Origin of the sequence: Gordonia sp. HS-NH1, from assembly GCF_001418765.1 — a bacterium.
Taxonomy (GTDB): Bacteria; Actinomycetota; Actinomycetes; order Mycobacteriales; family Mycobacteriaceae; genus Gordonia.
The window spans coordinates 1-26,064 of the sequence record NZ_LIYC01000020.1; the positions used below are offsets into that span (position 1 = coordinate 1).

General features: G+C 68.4%; 24 protein-coding genes and 1 riboswitch. Of the genes, 15 read left to right on the forward strand and 9 right to left on the reverse strand.

Features of this window, described 5'->3' with window-relative positions; genetic code table 11:
* Positions 1-92 precede the first annotated feature (92 nt).
* A complete protein-coding gene (gene asnB, locus AMD30_RS14570) occupies positions 93-2,018 on the reverse strand; it encodes an asparagine synthase (glutamine-hydrolyzing) (RefSeq protein ID WP_055476108.1) in 1,926 nt (641 codons plus the stop codon).
* A gap of 403 nt (positions 2,019-2,421) precedes the next feature.
* On the opposite strand from asnB, the gene ctaC reads away from it, so the two are divergent.
* Entirely contained in the window at positions 2,422-3,519 is a 1,098-nt protein-coding gene (gene ctaC, locus AMD30_RS14575) for an aa3-type cytochrome oxidase subunit II (RefSeq protein WP_055476109.1), read from the forward strand.
* Positions 3,520-3,521: 2 nt separating this feature from the next.
* Positions 3,522-3,938 carry a cytochrome c oxidase subunit 4 gene (locus AMD30_RS14580; protein WP_055476110.1) on the forward strand — a complete coding sequence of 139 codons (417 nt, stop codon included), beginning with the start codon at positions 3,522-3,524 and terminating at the stop codon, positions 3,936-3,938.
* 98 nt (positions 3,939-4,036) lie between these two features.
* Here AMD30_RS14580 and AMD30_RS14585 read toward each other — a convergent pair whose 3' ends face one another.
* The 5 genes from AMD30_RS14585 to ctaE form a co-directional block, all read right to left on the reverse strand.
* A complete protein-coding gene (locus AMD30_RS14585; RefSeq protein ID WP_442902709.1) occupies positions 4,037-5,536 on the reverse strand; it encodes a bifunctional phosphatase PAP2/diacylglycerol kinase family protein in 1,500 nt (499 codons plus the stop codon).
* A 149-nt stretch (positions 5,537-5,685) separates the two neighbouring features.
* Positions 5,686-7,308, reverse strand: coding sequence for a cytochrome bc1 complex cytochrome b subunit (gene qcrB, locus AMD30_RS14590; RefSeq protein WP_014927327.1), 1,623 nt, complete (start codon positions 7,306-7,308; stop codon positions 5,686-5,688).
* On the reverse strand, positions 7,305-8,462 hold the full coding sequence (qcrA, locus tag AMD30_RS14595) for a cytochrome bc1 complex Rieske iron-sulfur subunit (RefSeq protein WP_010843624.1): 1,158 nt from the start codon (positions 8,460-8,462) through the stop codon (positions 7,305-7,307). The genes qcrB and qcrA overlap by 4 nt, the downstream gene beginning before the upstream one ends.
* Positions 8,459-9,355 (reverse strand): cytochrome bc1 complex diheme cytochrome c subunit, encoded by an 897-nt coding sequence (gene qcrC / locus AMD30_RS14600; RefSeq protein WP_010843625.1) that lies wholly within the window; start codon positions 9,353-9,355, stop codon positions 8,459-8,461. The genes qcrA and qcrC overlap by 4 nt, the downstream gene beginning before the upstream one ends.
* A gap of 55 nt (positions 9,356-9,410) precedes the next feature.
* Positions 9,411-10,022, reverse strand: coding sequence for an aa3-type cytochrome oxidase subunit III (gene ctaE, locus AMD30_RS14605; RefSeq protein ID WP_010843626.1), 612 nt, complete (start codon positions 10,020-10,022; stop codon positions 9,411-9,413).
* A gap of 153 nt (positions 10,023-10,175) precedes the next feature.
* On the opposite strand from ctaE, the gene AMD30_RS14610 reads away from it, so the two are divergent.
* Positions 10,176-10,661, forward strand: coding sequence for a hypothetical protein (locus tag AMD30_RS14610; RefSeq protein WP_035717853.1), 486 nt, complete (start codon positions 10,176-10,178; stop codon positions 10,659-10,661).
* Between the two features lie 185 nt (positions 10,662-10,846).
* Positions 10,847-11,917 carry an anthranilate phosphoribosyltransferase gene (gene trpD, locus AMD30_RS14615; RefSeq protein WP_010843628.1) on the forward strand — a complete coding sequence of 357 codons (1,071 nt, stop codon included), beginning with the start codon at positions 10,847-10,849 and terminating at the stop codon, positions 11,915-11,917.
* 7 nt (positions 11,918-11,924) lie between these two features.
* Here the strand turns inward: trpD and AMD30_RS14620 are convergent, their stop codons facing one another.
* Positions 11,925-12,203: an Lrp/AsnC family transcriptional regulator gene (locus AMD30_RS14620; RefSeq protein WP_010843629.1), complete on the reverse strand. Its 279-nt coding sequence runs from the start codon at positions 12,201-12,203 to the stop codon at positions 11,925-11,927.
* Between the two features lie 40 nt (positions 12,204-12,243).
* Entirely contained in the window at positions 12,244-14,076 is a 1,833-nt protein-coding gene (locus tag AMD30_RS14625; RefSeq protein WP_425307034.1) for a DEDD exonuclease domain-containing protein, read from the reverse strand.
* A gap of 245 nt (positions 14,077-14,321) precedes the next feature.
* Here AMD30_RS14625 and AMD30_RS24590 point away from each other — a divergent pair, with 245 nt between their 5' ends.
* The 5 genes from AMD30_RS24590 (at position 14,322) to AMD30_RS14645 (ending at position 19,395) form a co-directional block, all read left to right on the forward strand.
* Positions 14,322-14,552, forward strand: coding sequence for a hypothetical protein (locus tag AMD30_RS24590; protein ID WP_231632728.1), 231 nt, complete (start codon positions 14,322-14,324; stop codon positions 14,550-14,552).
* 107 nt (positions 14,553-14,659) lie between these two features.
* Positions 14,660-14,891, forward strand: a riboswitch (cyclic di-AMP (ydaO/yuaA leader).
* 16 nt (positions 14,892-14,907) lie between these two features.
* Positions 14,908-15,591 carry a C40 family peptidase gene (locus tag AMD30_RS14630; protein WP_010843631.1) on the forward strand — a complete coding sequence of 228 codons (684 nt, stop codon included), beginning with the start codon at positions 14,908-14,910 and terminating at the stop codon, positions 15,589-15,591.
* Between the two features lie 232 nt (positions 15,592-15,823).
* Complete coding sequence (locus AMD30_RS14635; RefSeq protein ID WP_010843632.1) at positions 15,824-16,861, forward strand: NlpC/P60 family protein; 1,038 nt, start codon at positions 15,824-15,826, stop codon at positions 16,859-16,861.
* Positions 16,862-16,867: 6 nt separating this feature from the next.
* Positions 16,868-18,271, forward strand: a complete 1,404-nt coding sequence (locus AMD30_RS14640) for a hypothetical protein (protein WP_010843633.1) — start codon at positions 16,868-16,870, stop codon at positions 18,269-18,271.
* Positions 18,271-19,395, forward strand: coding sequence for a glycosyltransferase family 4 protein (locus tag AMD30_RS14645; protein ID WP_055476143.1), 1,125 nt, complete (start codon positions 18,271-18,273; stop codon positions 19,393-19,395). Before AMD30_RS14640 ends, AMD30_RS14645 begins: the two co-directional genes overlap by 1 nt.
* Before the next feature lie 41 nt (positions 19,396-19,436).
* On the opposite strand, the gene AMD30_RS14650 is transcribed toward AMD30_RS14645, so the two are convergent.
* A complete protein-coding gene (locus AMD30_RS14650; RefSeq protein ID WP_010843635.1) occupies positions 19,437-21,245 on the reverse strand; it encodes an AMP-dependent synthetase/ligase in 1,809 nt (602 codons plus the stop codon).
* A gap of 108 nt (positions 21,246-21,353) precedes the next feature.
* On the opposite strand from AMD30_RS14650, the gene AMD30_RS14655 reads away from it, so the two are divergent.
* The 6 genes from AMD30_RS14655 to AMD30_RS14680 all read left to right on the forward strand — a co-directional run bounded on the left by AMD30_RS14655 (position 21,354) and on the right by AMD30_RS14680 (position 26,041).
* Complete coding sequence (locus AMD30_RS14655) at positions 21,354-21,812, forward strand: hypothetical protein (RefSeq protein ID WP_044506925.1); 459 nt, start codon at positions 21,354-21,356, stop codon at positions 21,810-21,812.
* The gene (locus tag AMD30_RS14660) at positions 21,812-22,249 is read left to right on the forward strand and encodes an SRPBCC family protein (protein ID WP_014927314.1); all 438 of its coding nucleotides are present in this window, start codon (positions 21,812-21,814) and stop codon (positions 22,247-22,249) included. The genes AMD30_RS14655 and AMD30_RS14660 overlap by 1 nt, the downstream gene beginning before the upstream one ends.
* Before the next feature lie 20 nt (positions 22,250-22,269).
* The gene (locus tag AMD30_RS14665) at positions 22,270-23,499 is read left to right on the forward strand and encodes an ArsA family ATPase (protein ID WP_055476112.1); all 1,230 of its coding nucleotides are present in this window, start codon (positions 22,270-22,272) and stop codon (positions 23,497-23,499) included.
* A gap of 166 nt (positions 23,500-23,665) precedes the next feature.
* Positions 23,666-24,169: a hypothetical protein gene (locus AMD30_RS14670; RefSeq protein ID WP_055476113.1), complete on the forward strand. Its 504-nt coding sequence runs from the start codon at positions 23,666-23,668 to the stop codon at positions 24,167-24,169.
* The gene (locus tag AMD30_RS14675; protein ID WP_010843640.1) at positions 24,169-25,176 is read left to right on the forward strand and encodes an ROK family protein; all 1,008 of its coding nucleotides are present in this window, start codon (positions 24,169-24,171) and stop codon (positions 25,174-25,176) included. The genes AMD30_RS14670 and AMD30_RS14675 overlap by 1 nt, the downstream gene beginning before the upstream one ends.
* Positions 25,177-25,330: 154 nt before the next feature.
* Positions 25,331-26,041, forward strand: coding sequence for a lysophospholipid acyltransferase family protein (locus AMD30_RS14680; RefSeq protein WP_014927312.1), 711 nt, complete (start codon positions 25,331-25,333; stop codon positions 26,039-26,041).
* Positions 26,042-26,064 lie beyond the last annotated feature (23 nt).

Genomic DNA, 26,064 nt, shown 5'->3' on the forward strand with positions numbered 1-26,064 from the left:
ACAGCCCGATATCGTCGTCGACTCCGCTGTCGCGGGCGGGTTTCGGGGGCGGTTGTCGGGGGCGGTTGTGCTGTCTGAGAAGGAATCCCGGACTAGACGCGGACCGGGTAGGTGTGGTCGATGATCTCCGGAACGATGGTGCCCTCGACGAAGATGCCGTGCCAGACCATGAACATCAGGACAGTCCAGAGACGACGGCTGTTGTCCACCACGCCTTCTCGGTGCTCGTTGAGCATCGCGATCACCGCGTCCTTGGCGAAGATGTGATCGGTCTGGGACTGCGCGACGGTCTGGTGCGCCCAGTCGAACATCTCCGTCCCGGCCAGCCAGTGCCGGATCGGCACCGGGAAGCCGAGCTTCTTGCGGTGGAGGACGTGCGCCGGGACGATCTGCTCCAGCGCCTTGCGCAACGCGTATTTCGTGGTGCCGTGCGAGATCTTCTCGTCGTGGGGGAGGCCTTCGGCGATCGCGAAGACCTCCGGATCGAGGAACGGCACGCGCAACTCGAGCGAGTTGGCCATCGTGATCTTGTCCGCCTTGACCAGGATGTCGCCACGCAGCCAGGTGAACAGATCCAGATGCTGCATGCGCGCCACCGGATCCCATCCCTCACTCATCGCGTAGATCGGGGCGGTGACGTCGGTGTGGGTCCACTCGGGACGGTAATCGCGGAGCACCGCGCGAAGCCGCGCGTCGTCGAAGCTGCGGGCGTTGCCGTAGTACCGCTCCTCGAGCGTGAGTGACCCGCGGTGCAGCAGGCTCTTACCGCGGGTTCCCTCGGGGATGCGGTCGGAGATCTTGCCGGCCGCCCGGCGCAGGGGTCGGGGCAACCGGTCGAAGGCCGCGAGCGACAGCGGTTCCTTGTAGATCGTGTACCCGCCGAAGAGTTCGTCGGCGCCCTCACCGGACAGCACGACCTTCACATGCTTGCGTGCCTCGGCCGCCACGAAGTAGAGCGGGACGAGTGCGGGATCGGCGACCGGGTCGTCGAGGTACCAGACGATCGAGGGGATCGCCTCGATGAACTCCGACGGCCCGACGACCTTCACGACATGCCGCGCGCCGATCGCCTCCGCGGACTCGGCCGCGACGTCGACCTCCGAGTAGCCCTCGCGCTCGAAGCCGGTGGTGAAGGTGATGAGGTCCGGGTTGTGCCGGATCGCGAGCGCGGCGATGGCTGTCGAGTCGATGCCACCGGACAGGAACGACCCGACCGTGACGTCGGCCCGCATGTGCTTGGCGACGGAGTCGGCGAGCACGTCGGCGATCTCGTCGTAGCGCTTCTGCCGGGTGGCGTCGGTGACCGGTCGGACACCGAACTGGGGAGTGAAGTACCGCCGGACAGACAGGGGACTGCCCGGCGTCGCGGTGGCGTGACAGCCCGACTCCAGACGCCGGATCGAGGCATGGATGGTCTCGGGCTCCGGGACGTACTGCAGCACCGTGTAGTGCTCGATCGCGCGGGGATCGAGCTCCGACGACAATCCGACGCGCTCGATCAGTTCGAGCAGGCTCTTCTTCTCGCTGCCGAAGATCAGCCCGCCGGGACCGGACGCCACGAAAAGGGGCTTGATGCCGAACGGGTCACGCGCGAGGAACAGCGACCGGTTCTCGGTGTCCCAGATCGCGAACGCGAACATCCCGCGCAGCCGCCGGACCGCGTCGGGTCCCCAGTGATGGAAGGCGGCGACGATCGCCTCGCTGTCTCCCTCGGTGCGGAACAGCGCGCCCTCGTCCCTGGCGAGTTCCGCACGGATCTCGAGGTAGTTGTAGATCTCGCCGTTGAACACGAGCGCGTACCGATCGGGATTCTCGGGCGGACCCCAGCGGAGTGGCTGGTGTGAGTGTTCGATGTCGATGATCGAAAGGCGGTTGAACCCGAACACGATGTCGTCGTCGTGCCAGGTGCCGGGTTCGTCGGGTCCGCGATGCCGCATGCAGTGCGAGGCCACCGCCACCGGTTCGACGACCTCGGCGGCCGTTCCGTCGGATGTCAGCAGGCCGAGCAGACCACACACGTCTCGTTCTCTCCGTTCAGTTACCGGTCCACAGCAGGTTCTCCACCCCGCGCCGGATCGCGTCCGAGTATGCCTGAAGCACACGGTGGAGCGCCGACGTGGCGGGGTGGGGCGAGTGCGCGGCCGGGCCGTCGTTCACGCGTCGACGACACCGGCGCGGGACGGAAAGCGAGAGGACACGACCGGATCGCGCCCCGATTCCGTCAGCGTCCCCGGGTTGGTCTACGCTGCGTAGTACTAGGTGCAAGAATTGCTGTGTGTTGACGGCAAGACCTTGCCCCGTGCAGGTCATGTGGCATGCACTCACCTCGGCGCGAGGGCGCCGGTGAGCGAGCAGGAAGGCGTGAAATTGGCACACGGTGGACGGCCCCGAGCGAGGCGTGTCTCATCAGCGTCGCGGACGATGAAGCGACTGGGATTCGTCGCCACTCTCGGCCTCGGCGCACTGCTGATGTCGGGTTGCGACGCCAGTGAGGCGATGCGTTTCGGTTGGCCCGAGGGCGTCACGCCCGATGGCAAAGAGATGGTCGATCTGTGGACCTGGTCGGTCATCGCGGCTCTGGTCATGGGCATCCTGGTGTGGGCACTGATCTTCTGGACGATCACGTTCCACCGTGCGAACGACGCGAAGAAGGGCGTGTTCCCGCGCCAGACCGCGTACAACGTGCCGCTGGAGCTCACCTACACGGCGATCCCGTTCGTGATCATCGCCGTGCTCTTCTACTTCACGGTCATCGTGCAGAACAACGTCGAGAGCAAGAACGACGACTCGAAGGTCGTCGTCGACGTGACCGCGTTCCAGTGGAACTGGAAGTTCGGTTACAACCAGGTCGAGTTCTCCGACGGCACCACCTACAACGGCTTCGAGCAGAACGGCAACCCGTTCGAGGTCCAGGCCCAGACCGGTAGCGGTGCCGAGACCGAGCACGCCGGCAGCGACGAGGGTGGGGAGCACGGTGAGCTTCCCGGTCCGGCCGGCGGTCGTGACGACGACATCCGCGACTACCTCCAGTTCGACAAGATCGAGACGGTCGGCTCGTCGTCGGAGATCCCCGTGCTGGTGCTCCCGACCGGCAAGCGCATCGAGTTCAACATCGCCTCGGCCGACGTCATCCACTCGTTCTGGGTGCCGGAGTTCCTGTTCAAGCGCGACGTCTTCCCCTTCCCGGAGCAGAACGCGACCGACCCGGTCTTCCAGATCAAGTCGATCGACCGGACCGGAGCTTTCGTCGGCCGCTGTGCGGAGATGTGCGGCACGTACCACTCGATGATGAACTTCGAGGTCCGCGCGGTGTCCCCGGAGGACTTCGACAGCTACATCCGGTTCCGTGAGTCGAACCCCGGTGCCACCAACGCGGAAGCGCTCGCAGCGATCTGCCAGGCGCCCGAAGCGGTGACCACGGTGCCGTTCGACACGCGCCGCGCCACCGACGGCAGCGTCGGCGCGACCGGTGACCGGGACAACCCGGCCCTCGCCAACTGCACCAAGAAAGTGAGCTGACGATGAAGATCGAGGCACGCCTCTTCGAGATGCTGACCGCCTTCTTCTTTCTGACGGGCGTCGCGTACACCCTCTTCACCGCTTTCACCAGCAAGGGCATCGAGTGGGTCGGCGTCGTCGGCCTGTTCTTCGCGGCGGGCCTGACGCTCATCGCGGGCACGTTCTTCCGGTTCGTCGCACGGCGCGTCGAGATCCGCCCGGAGGACTACGAAGACGCCGAGATCGAGGACGGCGCAGGCGAGCTGGGCTTCTTCAGCCCGCACTCCTGGTGGCCGATCCTGATCGCGCTCGGCGCCTCGACCTTCGCGGTCGGCTTTGCCACCGGCAACTTCTGGCTGTCGATCTTCGCCGTGGTGGTGATCATGGGTACCGCGGCGGGACTCGTCTTCGAGTACCACGTCGGCCCCGAGAAGCACTGAGCCCACGCGCACCGCGCGATCACGAACCGAGACGAAGCGCCCCACCGGTGATCCGGTGGGGCGCTTCGCTGTCCCGCGGTCGGGGCGTGTCGCTCGGGTCAGGACCGCCGGCGGGCGGCGGGCCGGAATACCTTGAGGGCGCGATAGTCCACGCGGAAGTCGGCGTGGGAGTACGAATCCTCGACCTCCCCGTCGTGCGAGACCGCGACCGGACCGTCGACCGCGGTGAACCGGAACTCGGGCACCTGCATCTCGTGGTAGAGACGCGAGCGTTCGAGGCGTCCGGCGGCCAGCGAGCCGAGCAGCCGCAGCGTCGCCCAGCGATGGCTGGTCTCGAGGATGCGCACGTCGAGGAGTCCGTCGTCGAGCCGGACACGACGGGAGGGAAGGAATCCGGTGGGCTGATAGATCGAGTTGCCCACGAGGAAGAGCGACGCGTCGAGCACACGGCCTTCCACCTCGATGCGCACATGGGGATCCTTGCGGAGGACGTGCAACACCGCGGCAGCGGTCGCGAGCGGACGGCTGATCCGCCGCTGCAGACGCCGGCGTACCCGGACGAAATCGGGGTGAGCGCCGATGCTCGCGGTGTTGAGGATCAGTCGGGAATCATTGAGCCACATAGCGTCGACCCGGGACGCCGACCCCGCGCGGATGGCCTCGATGGTGGCGTCCACCGTCCCACACCCGATGTCGCGGGCGAAGTGGTTGAAGGTGCCGGCGGGGAAGACCGCGAGGGGGATGTCGGCGGCGAGCGCCGGCCCGGCCGCGCACGCCGCGGTACCGTCGCCACCGGCCACCCCGAGGATCGTCGCGCGGGTCGCGACTTCGGCGAAAACGGCTGCCATGTCGTCGGTCTCGTCGAGCTCGACGATCTCGGCGGCCGGTAGCCGGCCGCGGATCGTCTCGACGACACGACGCCCCCGGCCATCCGCGGAACCCGGATTGACGACGACGACCAGACCTGCCCCGTCCGGGTTGCGGTCCACGTCGACGACGGACGGGGCGGCCAGGGACAGCGACGGCTCGGTGATGGGCGGAATGACGCGCGCGCCGATGGTCGCGATCACGGCCCCGATACCGAGCCCGGCGACCACGTCACCGGGGTAGTGGGCTCCGGTCGCCACGCGGGACAACCCGACGAGCCCCGCCAGGGCGGACAGCAGCAGGCCCGCCGGCGGATTCTCCACGCCCACCCCGACCGCGAACGCCGCAGCGCTGGCCGAGTGACCCGAGGGCAGCGAGTTCGACGTCGGACGCCGACTGCCCTGTCGTGGCACCGGAATGAGGCCGTGGGCGGGGCGCGACCGTCGGCGCACACGCTTGGCGCCCTGATTGGTCACCAGGCTCGTCACGGCGAGCGAGACCATCCCACGTGCGGCACCGCGCTGCAGCGACGGACGCCCGGACACGGCCAGACCGGCGGCGACGGCCATCCACAGTTTGGAATGGTCGGCGGCACGCGTGAGCGCCGGCATCGTCACGTCGAGCAGGGGGCTCGGGGAGCGGGCGATCGAATCGTAGATCTCGGCGTCGAGAGTGCCCATCCCGCGGGTGATCTGGGACAGACCGGAACTTCGGGGAGGTAGCCGGTGCATGGGGTCCACCGTGCCACATCGACGACCTGTCGCCGACCGTGACGTGGGGGAGGGGAGTGCGACGTCCCGGAAACGCACCGCGGGCCGTCGTGCACTCGATGGTGCTCGACGGCCCGCGGTGGGTCGTGCGTGGAACTTTTCGCGCGTGGCTACTCGCCGAAGGGGTAGCCGCCCTTGGCCTGCAGCTCGCGGAGAGCCTTGCGTTCGCCCGCCTCGATCTCGTGCTCGAGTTCGACGTTGCGCAGCTGCTCCTCCGGCGGATCGGCCGTCAGGATCGAACCGGTACCCGGCGCGCCCGCGGAACCCAGCTTGTTCATCCGCTTGGGCAGAGCCGCACCCTCGTAGGGGAGCGGGATCGGGTGACCGTGGCTGTCGACCGGGCCGAGGGGCTGGTGGACCTCGATGTACTCACCCTGCGGGAGCCGCTTGATGATGCCGGTCTCGATGCCGTGTGCGAGGACCTCGCGGTCGCTGCGCTGCAACGAGAGTGCCCAGCGGTACGCGATGAAGTACACCAGCGGCGGCAGGATGATCAAGCCGATGCGTCCGATCCAGGTCGTCGCATTGAGCGAGATGTGGAACTTGAACGCGATGATGTCGTTCATACATGCGATCGTCAGCAGGATGTAGAACGAGACCGCCATGGCACCGATGGCGGTCCGCACCGGTGCGTCACGCGGACGCTGCAGCAGGTTGTGGTGCGCATCGTCGCCGGTGAGCTTCTTCTCGATCCACGGGTACGCGAACATCAGGCCGAAGATGATCGTCATGATCAGCACGACCCAGTTCGACATCGGCACCGTGTAGTTGCCCAGGTAGAGCTCCCACGCCGGGAACAGACGTATCAGGCCGTCGGTCCACATCATGTAGATGTCGGGCTGGGAGCCCGCGGACACCTGCGCCGGGTTGTACGGACCGATGTTCCAGACCGGGTTGATCTGGAAGATGCCCGACATGACGGCGAGCACGCCGGTGACGAAGGCGAACATCGCGCCGGCCTTCGCGGCGAACACCGGCATGATCCGGACGCCGACCACGTTCTTCTCGGTGCGGCCGGGGCCGGGGAACTGCGTGTGCTTCTGGTACCAGACCAGCGCGAGGTGCGCGCCGATCAGCGCCAGGATGATGCCCGGGAAGAGCAGGATGTGCAGCACGTACAGGCGCGGGATGATGATCACGCCGGGGAAGTCGCCGCCGAACAGCGCCCAGTGGATCCAGGTGCCGACCACCGGGATACCGAGGACGATGCCGCTCATCGCGGCTCGGACGCCGGTACCCGAGAGCAGGTCGTCGGGGAGCGAGTAGCCGAAGAAGCCCTCGAACATCGCCAGGATCAGCAGGAGGCAGCCGATGATCCAGTTGGCCTCACGCGGACGGCGGAACGCACCGGTGAAGAAGATGCGCAGCATGTGGATGATGATCGACGCCGCGAACAGCAGTGCTGCCCAGTGATGGATCTGACGGACGAACAGACCGCCGCGCACCTCGAACGAGATGTTCAGCGTGGTCTCGTACGCCTTGGTCATCATCACGCCGTTGAGCGGCTGGTAGGCGCCGTCGTAGACGACGCGGGTCATCGACGGATCGAAGAACAGCGACAGGTAGACGCCGGAGACCAGCAGGATGATGAAGCTGTACAGCGCGATCTCACCCAGCATGAACGACCAGTGGGTGGGGAACACCTTGTTGATCTGGCGGCGCATGCCCGCGGCCAGGTGATACCGCGAGTCGACTTCTTCGGCTTGAGTGCCGAGGCGTTCGGCGATGCTCATGACTTACGCTCCCAGAATGCCGGTCCGACGGGCTCGATGAAGTCGCCTGCAGCAACGAGGTAACCCTCATTGTTCACCGTGATCGGCAGCTGTGCCAGGGCACGGGCGGCCGGTCCGAAGATGGGCTTGGCGTACTCGAGTGCGTCGAACTGCGACTGATGGCAGGGACACAGGATGCGGTTGCTCCGCTGCTCGTAGAGCGATGCGGGGCATCCGAGGTGGCTGCACACCTTGGTGTAGGCGAAGTAGTCACCGTAGTTGAAGCTCTCCTGCCCCTTGCGCTTCACAGCGCGGGCCGCGTCCTCGGGACGCAGACGGATGAGCATCACGGGATTTCGGACCTGGTGCAGGCCCTCCTCCAACAGGTGGCGGGAGTGTTCGGACTCGCCGAACCCGTCCGAACGACGCCACGGGAACACGGTTTCCATGCCACCGGCGTCGAGATCTTCCGGCCGGACCAGTGCGACCTGGAACGGATTGCCGGTGTCGCGCCGCAGGTAGATGGTCTCGTTGGGTGCTTCCGGCGGGTTGTAGATCGGCGACCAGCCCGAGTGCCACAGCGGCGAGTCGGGACCCTCGGCCCACGGGTTCTTGATGAAACCGCCGAGGAAGGCGACGAGTCCGGTGACGGCGAAGGCGCCGAGACCGAAACCGGCCGAGCCGATGATCATCTTGCGACGACCCAGGGTCGAGGTGGTGCCGGTGTCCTGCAGAAGCCCGACGATCGTCTTCTTGTCGACCTCGGTCGACCCACCGTCGTGACGGTCCTGGACCGAGATCTCGGCGGGGATGAACTTCTTGGTGATGAGGATCATCGCGACGCCGATGGCGAACACCGAGAGGCCGAACGTCACGCCGAGGAGCGGCGTGTTGAACGTGTACCACCAGTAGTTCGGGTCATCGGGGAGGGCGAACTCCCAGTGGTTGAACAGGAAGATGCCGAGGCAGGCGAGTGCGGAGACACCGGCGATGGTGAACCAGATGGCCACCTGTCGCTCGGCGCGCTTCTCGACCTTGGTACCGGGCACCGTGTAACGCTCGGACCGGTGGATGATCTCGACGCCGTCGAGATTGGTGCCGAGTTTGACGAGCTCGTCGGTGCTCATCTGGTCGAGTTCGTCCCGCGACGGGACATCCTTGTCGTTCGCGCTCATGCTCGAGATCCCATCCACATGGCGCCTGCGACGATGGCGATGACGCCGACGAACCACATGACCATGCCTTCGCTGGTCGGACCGAAACCGCCCAGGGCGAGGCCGCCGCTCGGCTTGGCCTCGGAGACGTACTTGACGTAGGCGATCACGTCCTTCTTCTCTTCCGGATCAAGCTGGCGGTTCGAGAACTTGGGCATGTTCTGCGGACCGGTCAGCATCGCGGTGTAGATCTGTGCCTCGTTGACGCCGTCGAGGTTCGGTGCGAACTTGCCCGAGGACAGCGCGCCGCCGCGACCGGTGAAGTTGTGGCACGACGCGCAGTTCAACCGGAACAGCTCGCTGCCCCGACCGATGCTCTCGCCGCGCAGGGACTCCTGCGCGACCGTTCCGTCGGCGTTGCGCGGAACCTGCGGTCCGCCGCCCTCGGCCTGGATGTAGGCGCCGAGCTGATCGATCTGCTCGGTCGTGAACTTCGCGGGCTTGCGCTGGGCCTGGGCCTCGCCGCGCGCCGCGGGCATACGGCCGGTCGACACCTGGAAGTAGACGGCGGCGTCACCGACGCCGAGCAGCGCGGGACCGCGGTCGGGCACACCCTGGAGGTTGGCGCCGTGGCAGGTGATGCACGAGGTCTCGTAGAGCTTGCGACCGTTGTCGATCATCGCGGCGTTGCTCTGGTCGGCGACCGCGACCTGGGGGTCGGGGGTCAGGACCGAGGCGAGGACGCCTGCCATGACGAGACCGGCCAGCAACACGATGGTGCCGGTGGCGCGCCGACGGAGCTTGCGTCGTGTCTTGGCGCGGCGGCCGGCGTCGCGTGCAGAGGAGCGTCGGGCCGAGGCATCGGGTCCGACCTCGGTGCCGCTATCCGACGGACGCGGTGGAGATGAACTCATCTGTGACTCTCTACTAAGCGGGACGGGCTGTTCTTCTAATGCGAGGTCGCCGGTGTCATCGGATGAAGTAGATCGTGACGAAGAGTCCGATCCACACGATGTCGACGAAGTGCCAGTAGTAAGAGACAACGATTGCGGCGGTTGCCTGCGCCGGCGTGAACTTCGACAGTTTGGTCCGGATGAGCAGATAGACGAACGCGATCAGACCGCCGATGACGTGGAGGCCGTGGAAGCCGGTCGTCATGTAGAAGACCGAGCCGTACGCGTCCGACGACAGGGTGGTGCCGTGCCCGACCAGCTGGGTGTATTCGTACGCCTGGCCCAGTACGAAGAAGGTGCCCATCGCCAAAGTGATGACGTACCAGCGGCGCAGGCCGAAGACGTCGCCGCGCTCGGCGGCGAAGACGCCCATCTGGCAAGTCACCGAGGAGAGGATCAGCACCGTCGTCACCGGGATGGCGAGGGCGAGATTCAGCTCGGTCGGCGGCGGCGGCCAGCCGACCGCCGAGTTGGCACGGGCGACGAAATACATCGCGAAGAGGCCAGCGAAGAACATGAGCTCACTGGACAGCCACACGATCGTGCCGACGCTGACCATGTTGGGCCGGTTCAGCGAGTGCACGCGCGAGGTGATGGCTGTTCCTGAGGTACCTACAGCGCTTGTCACATGTGAAGTATGACGGTTCGTAGTAAGCGGTGGCCACCCGGGTCGGAAATTGCCCCCGGGTAATTCTCCCGCCGCAGGTCCGAGCCCCTATCGGGCGGCAGTCGGCGTGTCCGGGAAGCGCGTACTGCGGGCCCGACTCGCTACCGTGTGTTCATGTCGAGTTCGGTGCCATCCGGCCCCCGCGATCTGAACGGCCGGGTGGTCGAGCAGGGCCGCCTGGCGCGGCTCCGCTCGCGACTGCGACCGCGGCCCGAGGCGGGGCCGCTGACGCTGGACGAACGGGTGGAGGTGGTCGCCCGGTCCGACGACGACGCGATCGCGAGTTCGGTCGCGCTCGACGCCTCGTCGTGGCGCGCGGCCGAGGAGGTCATCCTGCGTCACCACGTCGAGGTGCCGCCCGCCCGGCGCGCCGAGGCGGCGGCGGTGGCCGCGCTCGACGGCTACGAGTCCGTCGACGATGACCGCTGGGGGCCGAGTCCGCCGGCACTCGAGGACGGGTTCGTGGTCCTGGTCCTGGCGCGGGTCCAGCTGCTCGACGCGATGCATCTGTCGCAGGAACGATCCCGCATGGCCAGCCTCGGCTCGCGGCATGGCGGATTCGCCCGCGAGTGGGCCGTCCTCCAGCGTCGGCCGGGCTGAACAGCAACCGGTGGTGTGTCTGGAGAATCAGGCGACTGGTCTCCGGCGATCGATCGGCGCCTGGCTTCGTTGTCGTCGGTCGAGATGGCGCTGCCATCCCTCTCTCCTCCGCCTTGCCAGGTCACCGATCGCTCTACCGGATACCGGCCACCTGATTCCGAGACACACCACTAGGCTCTGTCCTCGTGAGCACCGCACAGTCCGACTTCAGCTGGCCGCAGATCCTCGGCAAGATCATCGATCGCCTCGACCTCAGCACCGACGAGGCCGCCTGGGCGATGAACGAGATCATGACCGACAGCGCGACCGGAGCTCAGATCGCCGCCTTCGGCGTCGGCGTGAAGATGAAGGGGGCGGCACCGGCCGAACTCCTCGGACTGTCGCGCGCGATGCTCGAGCACGCGACGCTCGTGGACGTCAGCCGTCCGGCGGTCGACGTGGTCGGTACCGGCGGCGACCGGTCGCACACGGTCAACATCTCGACGATGACGGCGATCGTGATCGCGGCCGCGGGTGTCGCGGTGGTGAAGCACGGCAACCGCGCGGCGTCGTCGAAGAGCGGTGGTGCCGATGTGCTCGAGGCGCTGGGCGTGAACATCTCCCTCGACGCAGCGGCGGTGGCGCGGTGCGTCGACGAGCTCGGGATCGGGTTCTGTTTCGCGCCGGTGTTCCATCCCGCGTTCCGGTTCACCGGCCCGCCGCGCAAGGAGATCGGCATCCCGACCGTCTTCAACGTGCTGGGGCCGCTGACCAACCCGGCGACGCCGTCGCGCGGGCTGATCGGTTGCGCGTTCGCCGACCTCGCCCCGGTGCTGGCGCGGGCCTTCGCCGAACGCGGCGGAGCCGCCCTCGTGGTCCGCGGCGACGACGGACTCGACGAGCTGACCACCACCACCACGTCGACGGTGTGGCAGGTCGTCGCCGGTCAGGTGAACGAGCTGACCGTCGATCCCACCGATCTGGGGATCGCACGAGTGGAGTTGTCGTCCCTGCAGGGCGGCGACGCCACGGTCAACGCCGCGATCGCCCGCGAACTGCTGGCCGGGACGACGGGACCGGTCCGCGACGCGGTGCTGCTCAACTCGGCCGGCGCCATCGTCGCGTTCGAACAGGAGGCGCCGATGAGTTCGGCGGAACTGACCGACGCGCTCGGGGAGGCACAGGGCCGCGCCGCCGAGGCCATCGACAACGGCTCCGCCGCGGACCTGCTGCGGCGGTGGGCCGAGCTCAGCCGGCAGCTCGCCACACCCGCCTGAGGGTGCGTCAGCTCTCGCCGATGGAGAATCCGCCCTCGACGTCGGAGCTGGAGTAGCTGCGGAAGGCGATGTGTGTCGCGCTCTTGAGCACGCCTGGTAGGCGGTTGATCTCGCCGGTGACGACCGTCGCGATCTGTTCGTGGTCGCGGACCCGGATCTTCGCGATCAGATCGACGTCGCCAGCGCAGGAGTACACCTCTTCGACCCCGGGGATGTCGGCGACGGCCTGCGCCGTCTCCGGGATGTGGTGGATGTCGGCCTGGATGAGGACGATGGCAGTGATCATGGCGCAAGCCTAGTGGTGCGTCCCAGAACCAGGCCGCCGGTCAGCTCGCCTGTCGCACGCGAGGTTCCGTGGCGGGCCTGGCCGCGCGCGCGTCGTGCGCTGATCGCGACCAGTCGAGGCGTCGTTCGGCCGAGTAGGCCGGCAGCGCGACCGGCTCACTGGTCGCGACGATCCGCGCGCCCGGTTCGGTCATCCAGCGGTAGACGAGCCCCACCTCCTCGGCGGGGGCACCGCGCAGCGGACCGTCTCCGGGCACCACGGTCTCGGCCGCGGCGACCAGCGCGTCGACGACGGGCATGGGGGAGACGCCGCGTCGCGCGCGTCCGGCCGCCGCGAGCCGCCCGTGCCGGATCACCGCGAACTGCCATCCCCGTTCGCCATCGGGTCGGGCGACGACGATCTCGGCGATCGCGCACAACGCGGCCAGTCGCTGACAGCGGGCGAGGGTGTCGATCGTGAGCGCGAGCCGGTCCCGATGGCGTGCCGCGGTCTCGAACATGTGGGCCTGCGCGAGGTCGGCGAGGCGTGCGGTGAGCCCGTCGAGGAGTTCGTCGGCCTCACCCCGCATGAGTCGGCGCGCCGCGGTGACTCGCGGGGAGTAATCGGGGACCGTCTGCGGCTGCGCGGTGGCCGCCCGGCACGACCCGGGGCGTCGTCTCCCGTCGGCATCGGGACACCAGTGGTAACCGTTGGCGCCGAGCCGCTTCGTACACGTGCGCAGACCGGCGGCCGCCGAGATCACATCGGCGACGGTCGCCGCGCCGGTGCGATTCCCGACCGGGCCGATCGACTCGTCGGTGGGTGTGCGGCTGACCTTCAGACGAGGGAAGCGTTCCTCGGTCAGGGTGACCCACCATCCCTTGTACGGCTGTGTCGACCGCCGGTTGTACGCCGGCGCGTGTGCGCCGAGCAGTCGCAGTTCACGTACCGCCGCCTCCAGCGGGTGGGAGCATTCCACGATGTCCACCCGCTGCGCGAGGAGCACCATCTCGGCGATGCGGCGGCGGGGGTCGCCACCGGTGAAATACGACCGGACCCGACGGCGTAGGTCCACCGCGGTACCGACATAGAGGACCTCGTCGGACGGGCCGCGGAAGAGGTAGACGCCGGGACGCGAGGGGATGTGGTCGGCGAGACCGCGTTTGGCCCGGAGTCGCGGGTCGGTACGCGGCAGATAGGACGTCAGGTCGCCTACGGTGGCGATGCCCTGGTTGCCGACGCGCTCGAGGAGTCGGTGGAAGACCTCCACCGTGGCGCGGGCATCGTCGAGTGCCCGGTGCGTGGGGCGCACGGAGACGTCGAACAGGTCGGCGAGGGCGCTGAGCTTGACCGTCGGCGCCTCGTCGCGCGTGAGGATGCGCCGGGCCATGGTCACCGTGCACAGACTCAGGCTGAACGTCCACGGGAGCTGGAGCCGGATCGCGTTCTGACGCAGGAAGCCCATGTCGAACCGGGCATTGTGCGCCACCAGGATCGAGCCGCGGGCGAACTCGAAGAACGAGGGCAGTACCGACTCGATACGCGGTGCGTCGGTCAGCATCGCGGTGGTGATGCCGGTGAGGGTGACGATCTGGGGTGGGATGGGTCGACCGGGGTCGACCAGGGTCGCGAACTCGCCGATGATCTCGCCGCCACGGATCTTCACCGCGCCGATCTCTGTGATCCGGTCACGGGCCGGATCGGAGCCGGTGGTCTCGAGGTCGACGACGACGAGGGTCGTGTCGAAGAGTGAGCGGTCGCTGAACTCGTTCGACGACTCGCCGGTGTCCCCCTGATCGGCGGCCTCCAGGTCGGCGAAGGTGAGCTGCCCCGCGGAGGAGCCGGCCACGCTGGTCTGCGTCACCCGGCGAACATTAGTTCGATCCACCGACATCGCGACGATGGCACACCGCGTACTCGGCCTGTGACTGGTGTGACTGCTGTGTCGACGACCGTTCGACGGATTTGTCGGTGGGTGCTCCTAGTCTCCACCTGGACGTGAGAAATGCGGTGCTCTCACGGTGACCACGACCCCTACGAGGGCCGACACGGCCCCGCCTCGCCAGATGAGATGGAGATCACACCATGTACGTCGACTGTGCACGATGCCCCGCCCGTCCCGTCGCTTGCGACGGGTGCATGATGACGGTGCTGTTTGGCGGTCCGAGCTGGGACGATATGCCCGACGAAGGTGGAGTTTCGGTAACGGCGGCGACGGTCGAGGCGGACGCCGAGATCGACCTCGCGATCGACGTTCTGCAGGCTGCTGCAATGGTGACGAGTGGCGCTGCACGATCTGCAAGATCGGCGAAAACCGCAGTTCAGGCACCGGATCGACGCGCCTCTGTGACGGTCCTCAGGGCCGGCTGAAAATCGGCCGAGGTTTGGCTGTCTGTCGCTTAGTGGACAGAGCGCATCCGATTTCGTAACCTTTCTGAGACCTTTGCGGAGCGTCCCGCTTCAACAGAAGTGGTCCGCAGTAGTCACCGCTCAATCGCCCTTGCGGCGAACCGGGGAACCACAACCTTCGGGCGGGCTCGTCGGAGCGCATCACCACGGATGCGTCTCACGCGAATCCGTTCCGAATCGGGGTGAATCGCGTTGCCACGCATGAGTGTCCAGTGGATACCTCATGCGCGAAACACGCGTAGGGCCACTCTTCCGGCCCGAACCCGACAGCTAACTCGGTCGGCGGTAGAGGAAGATCTGAAGGAGAACTCGCTTCGTGGCCAAACATCGTTTGGAACAGCCCAATCGTGGCAGCACGGTCGCCAAGAAGGCGGTGATCGCCGGATCGATCACGCTCGGTTCGCTCGCCGCAGCCGCCGGCCCTGCTCTCGCCGCCCCGGTCCACACCCCGCTGGGGACTTTCGAGATCCCGGCCCTGCCCGGTGCGAAGGCCCCGGACGCCAAGCCCGCACCCCCGGCGACGCCCGTGAAGAAGTCGCCCGCGGCCACGGTCGAGATCCCCAACCTGGGACAGTTCACCGTGCCGGGCATCGCCCCTGACCAGATTCCCCAGCAGTTCCGTCCGCAGGGCGGCGCGCCCCTGGGCCAGCCGCAGCTGACCGCGGGTGAGAAGGCCGTCAAGGCCGCTGAGAGCAAGATCGGCTCGCCGTACTCCTACGGTTCCGCCGGCCCCAACGCATTCGACTGCTCGGGTCTCGTCTACTGGTCCTACAAGCAGGCCGGCAAGAACATTCCGCGCGACAGCTACGGCCAGCTCGGCGGCGGACGTGCGGTGTCCTACTCCGACGCCAAGCCCGGCGACGTCATGATCTTCAACGGTGGCGGCCACGCCGGCATCTATGTCGGCAACGGCCAGTTCGTCCACTCGTCCAACTACGGCACGCCGGTCAAGCGCGACGCCGTCAAGGAGTGGACCCTGACGGGAATCCGTCGTTACTGACGACAACCGAACACGGACAGACTGAGCACGAGGGTCTCGGGACGGGCGGATCGCGTGGATTGCGATCCGCCCGAACCAGTCCAGGGGGCCTGTCGGCGCCCTAGGGTGGTCGACGGGACGTGGGGCACGGGTGACGGGAGGCCCGGGTTGCTCAGGATCGACGAGCACACACGAGGGAGTGAGTAGGACCGTGCTGATCGGGGAGGGGCGGGCTCGCGTCATGCGGCCACCCATGCGTTCGCGTCCGCTGATGTTCGTGGTCTGCGTCCTGTCGGCGCTCGCCGTGCTCATACCGACGGTCTCCGGTGGTGTCGGGGACGCCCGTGCGGTGCCCGCGCGCTCGGCCGATCAGCTGCTCGACCGCTACAAGCAGCTCGGCATCGACGCGGAGAAGACCACCGAGGCGATGCACAATGCGAAGATCGAGTACGACAAGCAGCGCAGCATCGTGGCAGCGGCCAAGAGGGCGGCGGCCGAGGCGCAGCAGGCGCTCGACAGGAGCCGCGCCCAGCTGGCGGTGCACCAGAACCGCGTCGACGCCATCGTGCGCGCCAGCTACCAGGGCGCTCGCGTGAGTGGCCTCTACGCGGTGATGATCAGCGACTCGCCCCAGGCACTGCTCGACCAGATGTCGGGCCTGGACATGATCTCGCGTCAGGCGTCGGCGGATCTCACCGCCATCAAGAAGGTTCGCGCACGCACGGAGATCGCGAAGAAAGACGCCGAGCAGACGGCGGTGGCGGCCTCCGAGGCGGTCTCCCGCGCCGAGCGGGTCCGCGGTGATCTGCAGACGAAACAGGCCGACCTGCAGCTCCAGGCGATCCAGATCCGGGCGATCTACAAGTCCATGACCGGAAAGCAGCTCGCCGCGCTGCGCGGACCCACCTTCGACTTCGATCCGCGTCTGGTGCCCAGGGGTACCGCGGCCGGACTCATCGCGGTGCAGGCCGCGCTGACCCGGATCGGTGATCCGTACGTGTGGGGCGCCACCGGACCGAACTCGTTCGACTGTTCCGGCCTGATGGTCTGGGCATTCAAGCAGGCGGGCAAGACCATCCCGCGGTCGAGCGAGGCGCAGATGGGTGGCGGGACCGCCGTCGACCGCAACGATCTGAAGCCCGGCGACCTGATCATCTACTACCCGGACGCGCATCACGTCGGCATGTACGTCGGCGACGGATATGTCATCCATGCCTCGACCTTCGGCGTCCCGGTCAAGGTCGTGCCGATCGACGAGGCAGGCCCGTACAACTCCGCTCGCCGGTTCTAGACCACGGTGATCTCACGGCGTCGGCGTGCCGGCCTGTCGTCGGCGGTCGTCGCGCTGGTCGTCGTCGGCACGTTCACCGGATGCGGCACGGGTGATCCGCTGGGGGGAGCGAGCCCATCGGCAGGAGCGGAGTCGACGCCGAGTTCCGAGGTCAACGTCTACGAGCGTGATCGTGCCGCGGGGGTGACCAGGCTGCTCGACTCGCTCACCGAGACCGTGCGTTCTGGCGACATACGGGCGATCGGGACCCTGTTCGACACCGCCGCCACCCCCGCGTTCAAGAACAGATTCCTCACCGCGACCAGTACGTTCGCGCCCCGCCGGTTCACGCCGCGCAACGATCGTTCCGGCACTCTGCGGTTCGCGAGGTTCCGGTATCAGCTCGCGCCCACCGAGGAGGCGGAGGTCCTCGTCCCCGGCGAGCTCCAAGAACTCCTCGACGCCGGGGGGAGTTCGGACTCGTGGGTGGTACCGGTGGAGCTGCGCTACGCGCTCGGCGGCGAGACCGTTCCGGGCATCGCCGAGGCCGAGGTGGTCGTCGGCACCCAGTTCGTGGTCGCCCGCCACGGCGACGAGTGGCGCCTCGTCGCCGATGCCGAGGCACTGGGTCGTGACCCGTCGCCCACCCAGATGTGGGAGCTGCCCGGTCTCCAGGTCGCCGACACCGCGACCGCGGGCGGCACGTCGGTGGTCGCGTCGTACCCGCGAACCGGACCGGCGGTGACGGCGCTGCGGCGTGAGCTGACGGCCGCGGTCGATGCCGTCAGTGACTTCTGGGGCGACTCCTGGGATCGCCGTGCCGTCATCGTGGCGACCGCGACCGACGACGAGTTCAGCGCGCTGGTGCCCGACGGGCGCGCGGCCACCGACACGGCGGCGGCCGCGACGGTGTACAGCAGTCTCGACCTGGTGCAGCGCACCGCGACCGGACAGCGGATCATCCTGACCCCGGCGGTCCGGGATCTCGCGCCCCCGACACTCGCCGTGGTGCTCCGGCACGAGCTGACGCACGTCGCCGCCCGCACCTCCACCGCGCTCGACGCGCCGCTGTGGATCACCGAGGGGGTGGCCGAGTACGTCGGCCGCAAGGGCACCTACACGCGGTTCGCCGACGCCGCTCCCGATCTGACCGCGACCGTGCGCGCCGGCGCCGTGCCCGCGGGCCCACCCGCCGACGCCGACTTCGCGATGGACGGGCAGACTTCACAGGTGGCTTATCAGAGTGCGTGGTCGTTGGCGGCCTACGTCGCCGATCGGTTCGACGAGGTCCGACTGAAGAAGATGTACGTGGGGGTCGCGGCGTCGGCCGTGCCCACGGCCCAGGACGCGGCGATCGCCTCGAGCCTCGGGCTGACGCGTGCCGAACTGCTCGCCGGGTGGCAGCGCTGGCTGGTACGGCAGGCCGGCTGATGGCCCGGACGTTGCTGCTCACCAACGATTTCCCGCCCCGGCCCGGAGGCATCCAGTCCTACCTCCAGAATCTCGTGGAGCTGCTGCCCCCGGAGGACGTGGTCGTCTACGCGCCTCGGTGGCGGGGCGACTCGCACGAGAAGTTCGATGCGGCGGCGGCATACCGGGTGTACCGGCACCCGACGACCCTCATGCTGCCCACTCCGTTCGTCGCGCGGCGCGCCGCCGAGATCGTGCGCCGAGAACAGATCTCGACGGTGTGGTTCGGGGCGGCCGCACCGCTGGCCGTGCTGGCGCCGGCGATGCGTCGTGCGGGCGCGCAGCGAATCGTCGCGAGCACACACGGTCACGAGGTCGGCTGGTCGATGCTCCCGGGCGCGCGACAGGTGCTGGGTCACATCGGTCGCCACACCGACGTGATCACCTTCGTCAGCCGCTACACCCGCGGCCACTTCGCATCGGCCTTCGGTGCCCGCGCGGCCCTGGAACATCTGCCCCCAGGCGTCGACACCCAACGTTTCGCCCCGGATCCGGTGCTGCGTCAGCGGTTTCGTGAACGTCTCGACCTGGGGGAGCGGCCGACGATCCTCTGTTTGTCGCGACTGGTGCCGCGCAAGGGTCAGGATGTCCTGATCCGCGCGCTGCCGTTGATCCGGCGCACGATTCCCGACGCCACGCTCGTCATCGTCGGCGGTGGTCCCTATGCGAAGACCCTGCGCGACCTCGCCGCCGACACGGGGGTGGCGGGTGAGGTGATCTTCACCGGTTCGGTGCCCGCCGACGAACTCGCCGCCTACCACAACATCGCGGACGTGTTCGCGATGCCGTCCCGCACGCGGGGTCGTGGTCTGGACGTGGAAGGGCTGGGCATCGTCTACCTGGAGGCGTCGGCGTCCGGCGTGCCCGTGGTCGCGGGCCTGTCCGGGGGTGCCCCGGAGACCATCGAGGAAGGGGTCACCGGCACCGCCGTCGACGGCACCGATGTCGACGCCGTCGCCCTGGCGATCCTGTCGATCCTCGGTGATCGCGCCGCAGCCGCCGAGATGGGCCGGGCGGGACGGCGATACGTCGTCGAGAACTGGCAGTGGAGCCAGATGGCGGCCCGCCTACGCCAGTTGCTCTGAGGAGCAACCGGCGCAGGCGGCCCACGCCGCCGGCGCCGGGCTCAGCGCTGGTAGATCGCCTCGATGTCGCCGGCGAACTTCTGCACGACGACGTTGCGCTTGACCTTGAGGGTCGGCGTCATCTCGCCGGTCTCCTCGGTGAAATCGGTCGGCAGGATCCGGAACTTCTTGATCGACTCGGCGCTGGACACCGTCTTGTTGGCGAGATCGACGGCCGACTGCACCTCGGCCCGCAGGTCGGTGTCGTCGGCGAGATCGGCGACCGTCGCGGACGCCGGCTTGCCGGTGCGTTCCTTCCACGCCGGGAACGCCTCGGGATCGATCGTGATGAGTGCGGCCACGAACGGTTTCGCGTCACCGACGACGGTCGCCTGCGAGATCAATGCATTGGCGCGGATGACGTCTTCGAGTCCGGCGGGGGAGACGTTCTTGCCGCCCGCGGTCACGATCAGCTCCTTCTTGCGGCCGGTGATGGTGATGAATCCATCGGCATCCACGGTGCCGAGGTCACCGGTGTGGAACCATCCGTCGACGACCGCCGATGCGGTGGCCTCCGGATTCTGCCAGTACTCGGTGAAGACGACTCCGCCGCGCAGCAGCACCTCGCCGTCGTCCCCGATCCGAACGGCGTTGCCCGACAACGGCTTCCCGACGCTGCCGATCTTCGATGCCGACGGGGTGTTCACGCTGAAGGCCGCGGTGGTCTCGGTCAGCCCGTAACCCTCGAACACGGGCACGCCGACGCCGGAGAAGAAGTGGCCCAGGCGGGCGCCGAGCGGAGCGCCACCGGAGATCGCCATCTGGCACTCGCCGCCGAGGGCGGCGCGGAGCTTCTTGTAGACGAGCGCGTCGAAGACGCCGTGCTTGACCTTCAGCGCGAGGCCGACCTGCCCCTTCTCCTTCGCCTGCGAGTAGGCGATCGCGGTGTCCGACGCGGCGTCGAAGATCTTGCCCTTGCCGCCGTCGTGGGCCTTCTGGCGTGCGGTGTTGTAGACCTTCTCGAAGACGCGCGGCACCGACAGGATGAGCGACGGTTTGAAGACGGCGAATTCGTCCACCAGGTTCGGGATGTCGCTGGTGTGCCCGACCTCCGCGCCGGCTTCGATGGCGACGAGCGTGATGGCCCGGGCGAGCACGTGGGCGAGGGGGAGGAACATCAGCAGGCGCTTGGAGTCGCGGGCGATGACCTTGTCGAGGATGTCGCCGGCCAGAACCGCCCGTACCTCGGACAGCATGTTCGCGTGGGTGAGCTCGCAGCCCTTCGGACGTCCGGTGGTGCCCGAGGTGTAGATCAGGGTCGCCGGGTCGGCGGCCTTGACGGTGGCCCGGCGGGCTGCGACCTCGTCGTCGTGGACGTCGGCGCCCGCCGCGACGAGCTCGTCGACCGCCCCCGGCGCGCCGGTGCGGTCGATCTGGAAGACGGTGACCGGCGCGGTGAGGGAATCGATGGACTCGAACTCGGCGCGATGTCCGTCGTCCTCGAGGACGATCGCCACGGCACCGGAATCCTGCATGATCCACTCGATCTGACCCGCTGAGGAGGAGTCGTAGATCGGAACAGTGATCGCGCCGGCCGACCAGATCGCGAAGTCGAACAGGTTCCACTCGAGGCGGGTGCGCGACAGCAGCGCCACCCGGTCGCCGGGATTGACGCCGGATGCGATCAGCCCCTTGGCGATCGCGGAGATCCGGGAGGCGGCGTCGGCGGCAGTCACCGGTTCCCACCGGTCGCCCTGCTTGTGGCGGAACACGATGTGCTGCGGTGACCGCTCCGCCAGGCCGAAGATGATGTTCGTGCAGTTCTCGTCGTCGGCGATCGAGAACTTCGCGGGCACGCTGTACTCACCCATCGTGGTTACCCTCCAGTAGACATCAGTGACCGAATCGTATCCCCGCTGCTGAACGGGACTGATCGCGACGTCGGTTTCGGGTGCACTACCCTGCGTCGACGCGAGTATGTGAAGCTAGTGGGCGTGACGAGCATCCAGGTGGCCGACGAGGTCTTCGTCGCCGCGGCACCGCCGTCGGCAGCCGCCGTGATCGGCGACCCCGCCAACTGGCGCAAATGGTGGCCGGACCTCCGTCTGGCGGTCACCGAGGACCGGGGCGAGCAGGGCGTGCGCTGGCGGGTCGAGGGTCCGGTGTCGGGGACGATGGAGATCTGGAACGAGGCGGTCCTCGACGGCTTCGTCCTTCATTATTTTCTCCACGCCGAGCCCACCGGCCCGCTGCCCGAGGACGCGCGAGCCCGGGCCGACGTGCTGGCCGAGGTGAACAAGCAGCGTCGGGTGACGGGCAAGGACGTCTCCTTCGAGGTCAAGAGACTGCTGGAGGACGGCCGTGTCATCGGTGGGCCGGCGGCCGGACACGAGGCCGCCGCACCAGGACGAGACGCGTCCGCGGCCGGGACACGGTGATGGCCGACCACACCGAACGCGACATCGTCATCGGCGCCGACGCCGACGCCATCCTCGCCGTCATCGCCGACTTCGAGCACTATCCCGAGTGGGTGACCGCGGCTCGCGAGGTCGAGGTGCTGCGCACCGATGAGTCCGGCCGCGCCACCGAGGTCCGGTTCATGCTCGACGCCGGAGTCCTGCAGGACACGTATGTGCTTGCCTACGAATGGGATCCGAACACCACAGCGGTCTCGTGGCGCCTGGTGTCGAGTGATCTGCAGAAGGATCAGCGCGGGCGTTACGTACTCACCCAACAGGTTCCGGGATCGACGAAGGTGACCTATGAACTCATGGTCGACCTGCAGGTGCCGATGATCGGACAGCTGAAGCGGCGCGCCGAGAAGGCCATCACCGATGCTGCGCTGAACGACCTCAAGAAGAGGGTCGAAGGCTGATCGATCTCACACCCATCCACGTGGTGCTCGGTCCGGGGGGCTCTGGTGTCTCCGCGATCGCAGCCGCCGGCGCGACCCAGCGCCCCGTCGCGAACCGGGCGGCGCGACCCTCGGCCCGATCGGGCCTCGCCGCCGCCGAATCCGACACCCTCCTCATCACCGTCGACCGCTGGTCGCCGGTGCACGAGTGGGCACGGGTGTATCGCCGGCCCGGGGAGCCCGTCGTGGTCTCCAAGTACCTCCACCTGCTGAGCCTGGACCGGCTGGACCTCACCGAACGCACGTGGTCGGCTTTCGTCGACGTCCTCGAGCACACGGTGAGCCGCAGCAAGACGATGCTGCCCGGGGTCGGCACGCTGGCCGGGATCGACGCCGCCGAGCTCACCTCGCTGCCGGGGATCGACGACTTCCTCCTGCTGCGGCGTATCCGGGACGAGGCGGTCAGCGGCCGGTGGCAGCGGATCGTCGTCGACTGTTCCGGGTGTGGTGACCCGCTGCAATTCCTGCGTGGCGGAGCAGTTCTCAGCCAAGCGCTGAATCGGTTCTGGCCTCGGCACCGCCGTCTCGCGATGGCCGCCGAACGTCCGGTGGTCGCCCAGCTGACGGCCGCCGTCGACGCCATCGACCGCGATTGCCTCGACATCGCCGAACTGTTCGCCGACCCCCACGCGGTGGCGGTGCACCTCGTGCTCGCCGCCGACGACCGGAGCCGGCGACTGACCGGTCATCACCTCGCCGCCGCCGACCTCATGGGGCTGCCCCTGGCCTCGGTCCAGCTCAACGGTGGCGTCGGCGCCGAGCCCGTGGCCGAGATCGCCGAGATGGTGCAGGCCGAACTCGCGGCTGCCGACGGCTCCCCATCCGTCCGCGTCCAGGTCGTCGAGAAGTCGGCCGACACGATCGATCGCATGGCCCGGCTCCGCAAGCTCGCGGTGTCGCTGCCGGCGCCGCACGGCATGCCGCGGGGGTCGGCCGCGGCCGAGGTCGAGGCGGGGCAGGGACGCGTGGGCGGCGGGCCGGCCGGCCCGGTGTATCGGCTGTCGTGGCCGCAGCGCCTACCCGATCCGGATTCGCTGGCCCTCGGGCGCAGCGGAGACGACCTGCTGGTGACGATCGCCGGTTTCCGCCACCCGGTGCGCCTGCCGTCGGTGCTGCGGCGATGCACGGTGGTCGACGCCGACTGGGACGGAACGAACCTGGGCATCGGGTTCGTCCCCGATCCGTCGGTCTGGCCCCGGCCCCAGAACTGATCCGGTCACTCTCGGCGCGGAACGGCGATGGTGGAATGAATCCGCCCGAGCGGGGTACGTTCGCCAGACCGCACCGAGTGACTCGGCACGGTACGGTGCCGGTGATCCGGACGACAGACATGCGGGTGGGTGTACCCGTGGGGCCAGGAGAAGGGGAGAGTTCGCGATGGGCACGGACGACGAGACGTTCCGCCAGGCCGGTGAGGGGTCTGCGCACGAGCGTCGAGACGATTCCGCCGACCCGGTGCGTGACCTGCTGCTCGGACTGGCCACCCAGATCGACCACCTGGCCGCGCTCTTCGCGCCGGCCCCGCAGACGGCGGCCCCCGGCGGTGGGACTGCGGCCGGGGCCCGGCCCGGTTTCGCGGCCTTCGCCGACGGTGGCCCGCTCGGACACGCTCTCGCCGGGGCATCGGGGGAGATCACCTCGCTGCTCGCCGAGATCGGCGACCTCGTCGCCCGGCTGATCGCGGCGGTCATCGCCGTGCTCGAGGCCGTCGCCGAGGCGCTGCGATCCTCACCCACCGCGTCGTCGGCGCCCCGCCAGTACGAGCCGATCGCGGTGCGATTCAACGCCCCGGCAGGTCGCGACGCCGCGGCGCCGCGTCCCGGTGACACGCCGCGACGGGCCACGCCGCCCCCCGAACCCGGTCCCGGGCAGGAGAACTGATGGGCGACCTGACGATCGGCATCGACATCGGCGGCACCAGCGTGCGCGCGTCGGTGGTCGACGACCGCGGGACGATGCTCGACACGCTCCGTGCGCAGACCCCGCCCACGGCGGCCGCGCTCGAACACTGCCTGGACCGGCTCGTCGGCGAGCTGACCTCCCGGTGGGATGCGAAGGCCGTCGGGCTCGCGATCGCCGGTTTCCTCACCACCGACCGCCGGATCGTCCGGTTCGCGCCGCACCTGCCCTGGCGTGAGGCGCCGGTGGCCGAGGAGATGACCCGGCGCGTGGGTATCCCGGTCTACGCCGAACACGACGCCAATGCCGCCGCGGTGGCCGAATGGCGATTCGGCGCGGCTGCGCGCGGTCACAACACCGTCGTCCTTGCGATCGGTACCGGAATCGGTGCGGGATTCGTCATCGACGGGGAGATCTACCGCGGAAGTTATGGGGTGGCACCGGAACTCGGACATCTGACGATCGTCCCGGACGGGCGTGCCTGCGCCTGCGGCAAACGCGGCTGCTGGGAGCGGTACTGCAGCGGGACCGCATTGGTGGACACCGTCGTGGAGTTGCTCGCCGACGGCGACTGGGGACGCAGTCAACTCGCGGCGGACGTCGCGGCCGATCCCGGGTCGCTGACCGGCCGGCGGGTCGCCCGGGCCGCCGCCGACGGGGACGCGGTGGCGCTGGCGGCGTTCGGACGGTTCGCGACGTCGCTGGGCCAGGGGCTCGCGATGATCGCCGACATCTTCGACCCCGACCTCATCGTGCTGGCCGGCGGTGTCGGCGCGGCGTCGGGTCTGTTCCTCGACGAGGCCCGGGAACACTACGCCCGGCAGGTCACCGGCGCCGGGCACCGCCAGCTCGCTCGCATCCGCGGTACCCAGCTCGGCGAGACGGCCGGCGTCGTCGGCGCGGCAGAGGTTGCGCGCCAGGCGATCCGGGCGACCGCCCGCTCCCTCGCCGAACCCGGCCCCGAGTCGCGTCCGGTCTCCGGGCTCTGAGCTTGCCGGCGAGGCCACGGCCGGTCCCGGCCGGGCGGTAGAGTTCGACGCGGGTAAGGTCTTGGCGTCGGGCCACCCGTCGGTTCCGCGGTCTCCGCGGGTCGATCGGCCGGCGGATGGTCATCGGGTCGGTGTGCGCGGCGAGGAGAATCTCATGTGGTACTGGGCGTTCAAGTACATCTTCATCGGCCCGGTGCTGCGGGTCCTCGGCCGGCCGTCCATCGAAGGGCACGAGAACATCCCGACCGACGGTCCGGCGATCCTGGCCAGCAATCACCTCGCGGTGATGGACAGCTTCTTCCTCCCGCTGATGGTCAACCGACGGATCTACTTCCTCGCGAAGAGCGAGTACTTCACCGGCACCGGACTCAAGGGGAGATTCCAGCGCTGGTTCTTCACCGCCGTCGGACAGATTCCCATCGACCGATCCGGAGCGCAGGCGGCTGAGGGCGCACTCACCGCGGCACGCCGCCAGCTCGACAAGGGCAAGCTGATGGGGATGTATCCCGAGGGCACCCGATCGCCCGACGGTCGCCTCTACAAGGGAAAGACCGGGCTCGCCCGGCTGGCCATGGACACCGGGGTTCCGGTCATTCCCGTCGCGATGATCGACACCCACAAGTTCAACCCGCCCGGCAGTGTCCTCCCGCGACCCACCCGGGTGGCGGTCCGCATCGGCAAGCCCCTGGACTTCTCGAGGTACGAGGGCATGGAGGGCAACCGCTTCATCGAACGCGCGGTCACCGACGAGATCATGTACGAGCTGATGCAGCTGTCGGGTCAGCAGTATGTCGACGTCTACGCCGCGAGCCTCAAGAACCAGGCACCGCCGGTCGATCCGCCGGCGGCCGACGCCGCCGCCTGAGGCGCACCTGACGCCGGGCCGCC

Coding starts and splice junctions, on each gene's coding strand:
- AMD30_RS14675 (WP_010843640.1), top strand. CDS start 24,169: ATGGGCGACCTGACGATCGGCATCGACATCGGCGGCACCAGCGTGCGC.
- AMD30_RS14645 (WP_055476143.1), top strand. CDS start 18,271: ATGGCCCGGACGTTGCTGCTCACCAACGATTTCCCGCCCCGGCCCGGA.
- AMD30_RS14625 (WP_425307034.1), bottom strand. CDS start 14,076: ATGTCGGTGGATCGAACTAATGTTCGCCGGGTGACGCAGACCAGCGTG.
- AMD30_RS14680 (WP_014927312.1), top strand. CDS start 25,331: ATGTGGTACTGGGCGTTCAAGTACATCTTCATCGGCCCGGTGCTGCGG.
- qcrC (WP_010843625.1), bottom strand. CDS start 9,355: ATGAGTTCATCTCCACCGCGTCCGTCGGATAGCGGCACCGAGGTCGGA.
- AMD30_RS24590 (WP_231632728.1), top strand. CDS start 14,322: ATGATGACGGTGCTGTTTGGCGGTCCGAGCTGGGACGATATGCCCGAC.
- AMD30_RS14650 (WP_010843635.1), bottom strand. CDS start 21,245: ATGGGTGAGTACAGCGTGCCCGCGAAGTTCTCGATCGCCGACGACGAG.
- AMD30_RS14585 (WP_442902709.1), bottom strand. CDS start 5,536: ATGCACCGGCTACCTCCCCGAAGTTCCGGTCTGTCCCAGATCACCCGC.
- qcrB (WP_014927327.1), bottom strand. CDS start 7,308: ATGAGCATCGCCGAACGCCTCGGCACTCAAGCCGAAGAAGTCGACTCG.
- qcrA (WP_010843624.1), bottom strand. CDS start 8,462: ATGAGCGCGAACGACAAGGATGTCCCGTCGCGGGACGAACTCGACCAG.
- AMD30_RS14580 (WP_055476110.1), top strand. CDS start 3,522: ATGAAGATCGAGGCACGCCTCTTCGAGATGCTGACCGCCTTCTTCTTT.
- AMD30_RS14670 (WP_055476113.1), top strand. CDS start 23,666: ATGGGCACGGACGACGAGACGTTCCGCCAGGCCGGTGAGGGGTCTGCG.
- AMD30_RS14660 (WP_014927314.1), top strand. CDS start 21,812: ATGGCCGACCACACCGAACGCGACATCGTCATCGGCGCCGACGCCGAC.
- AMD30_RS14610 (WP_035717853.1), top strand. CDS start 10,176: ATGTCGAGTTCGGTGCCATCCGGCCCCCGCGATCTGAACGGCCGGGTG.
- ctaC (WP_055476109.1), top strand. CDS start 2,422: ATGAAGCGACTGGGATTCGTCGCCACTCTCGGCCTCGGCGCACTGCTG.
- AMD30_RS14635 (WP_010843632.1), top strand. CDS start 15,824: ATGCGTTCGCGTCCGCTGATGTTCGTGGTCTGCGTCCTGTCGGCGCTC.
- AMD30_RS14620 (WP_010843629.1), bottom strand. CDS start 12,203: ATGATCACTGCCATCGTCCTCATCCAGGCCGACATCCACCACATCCCG.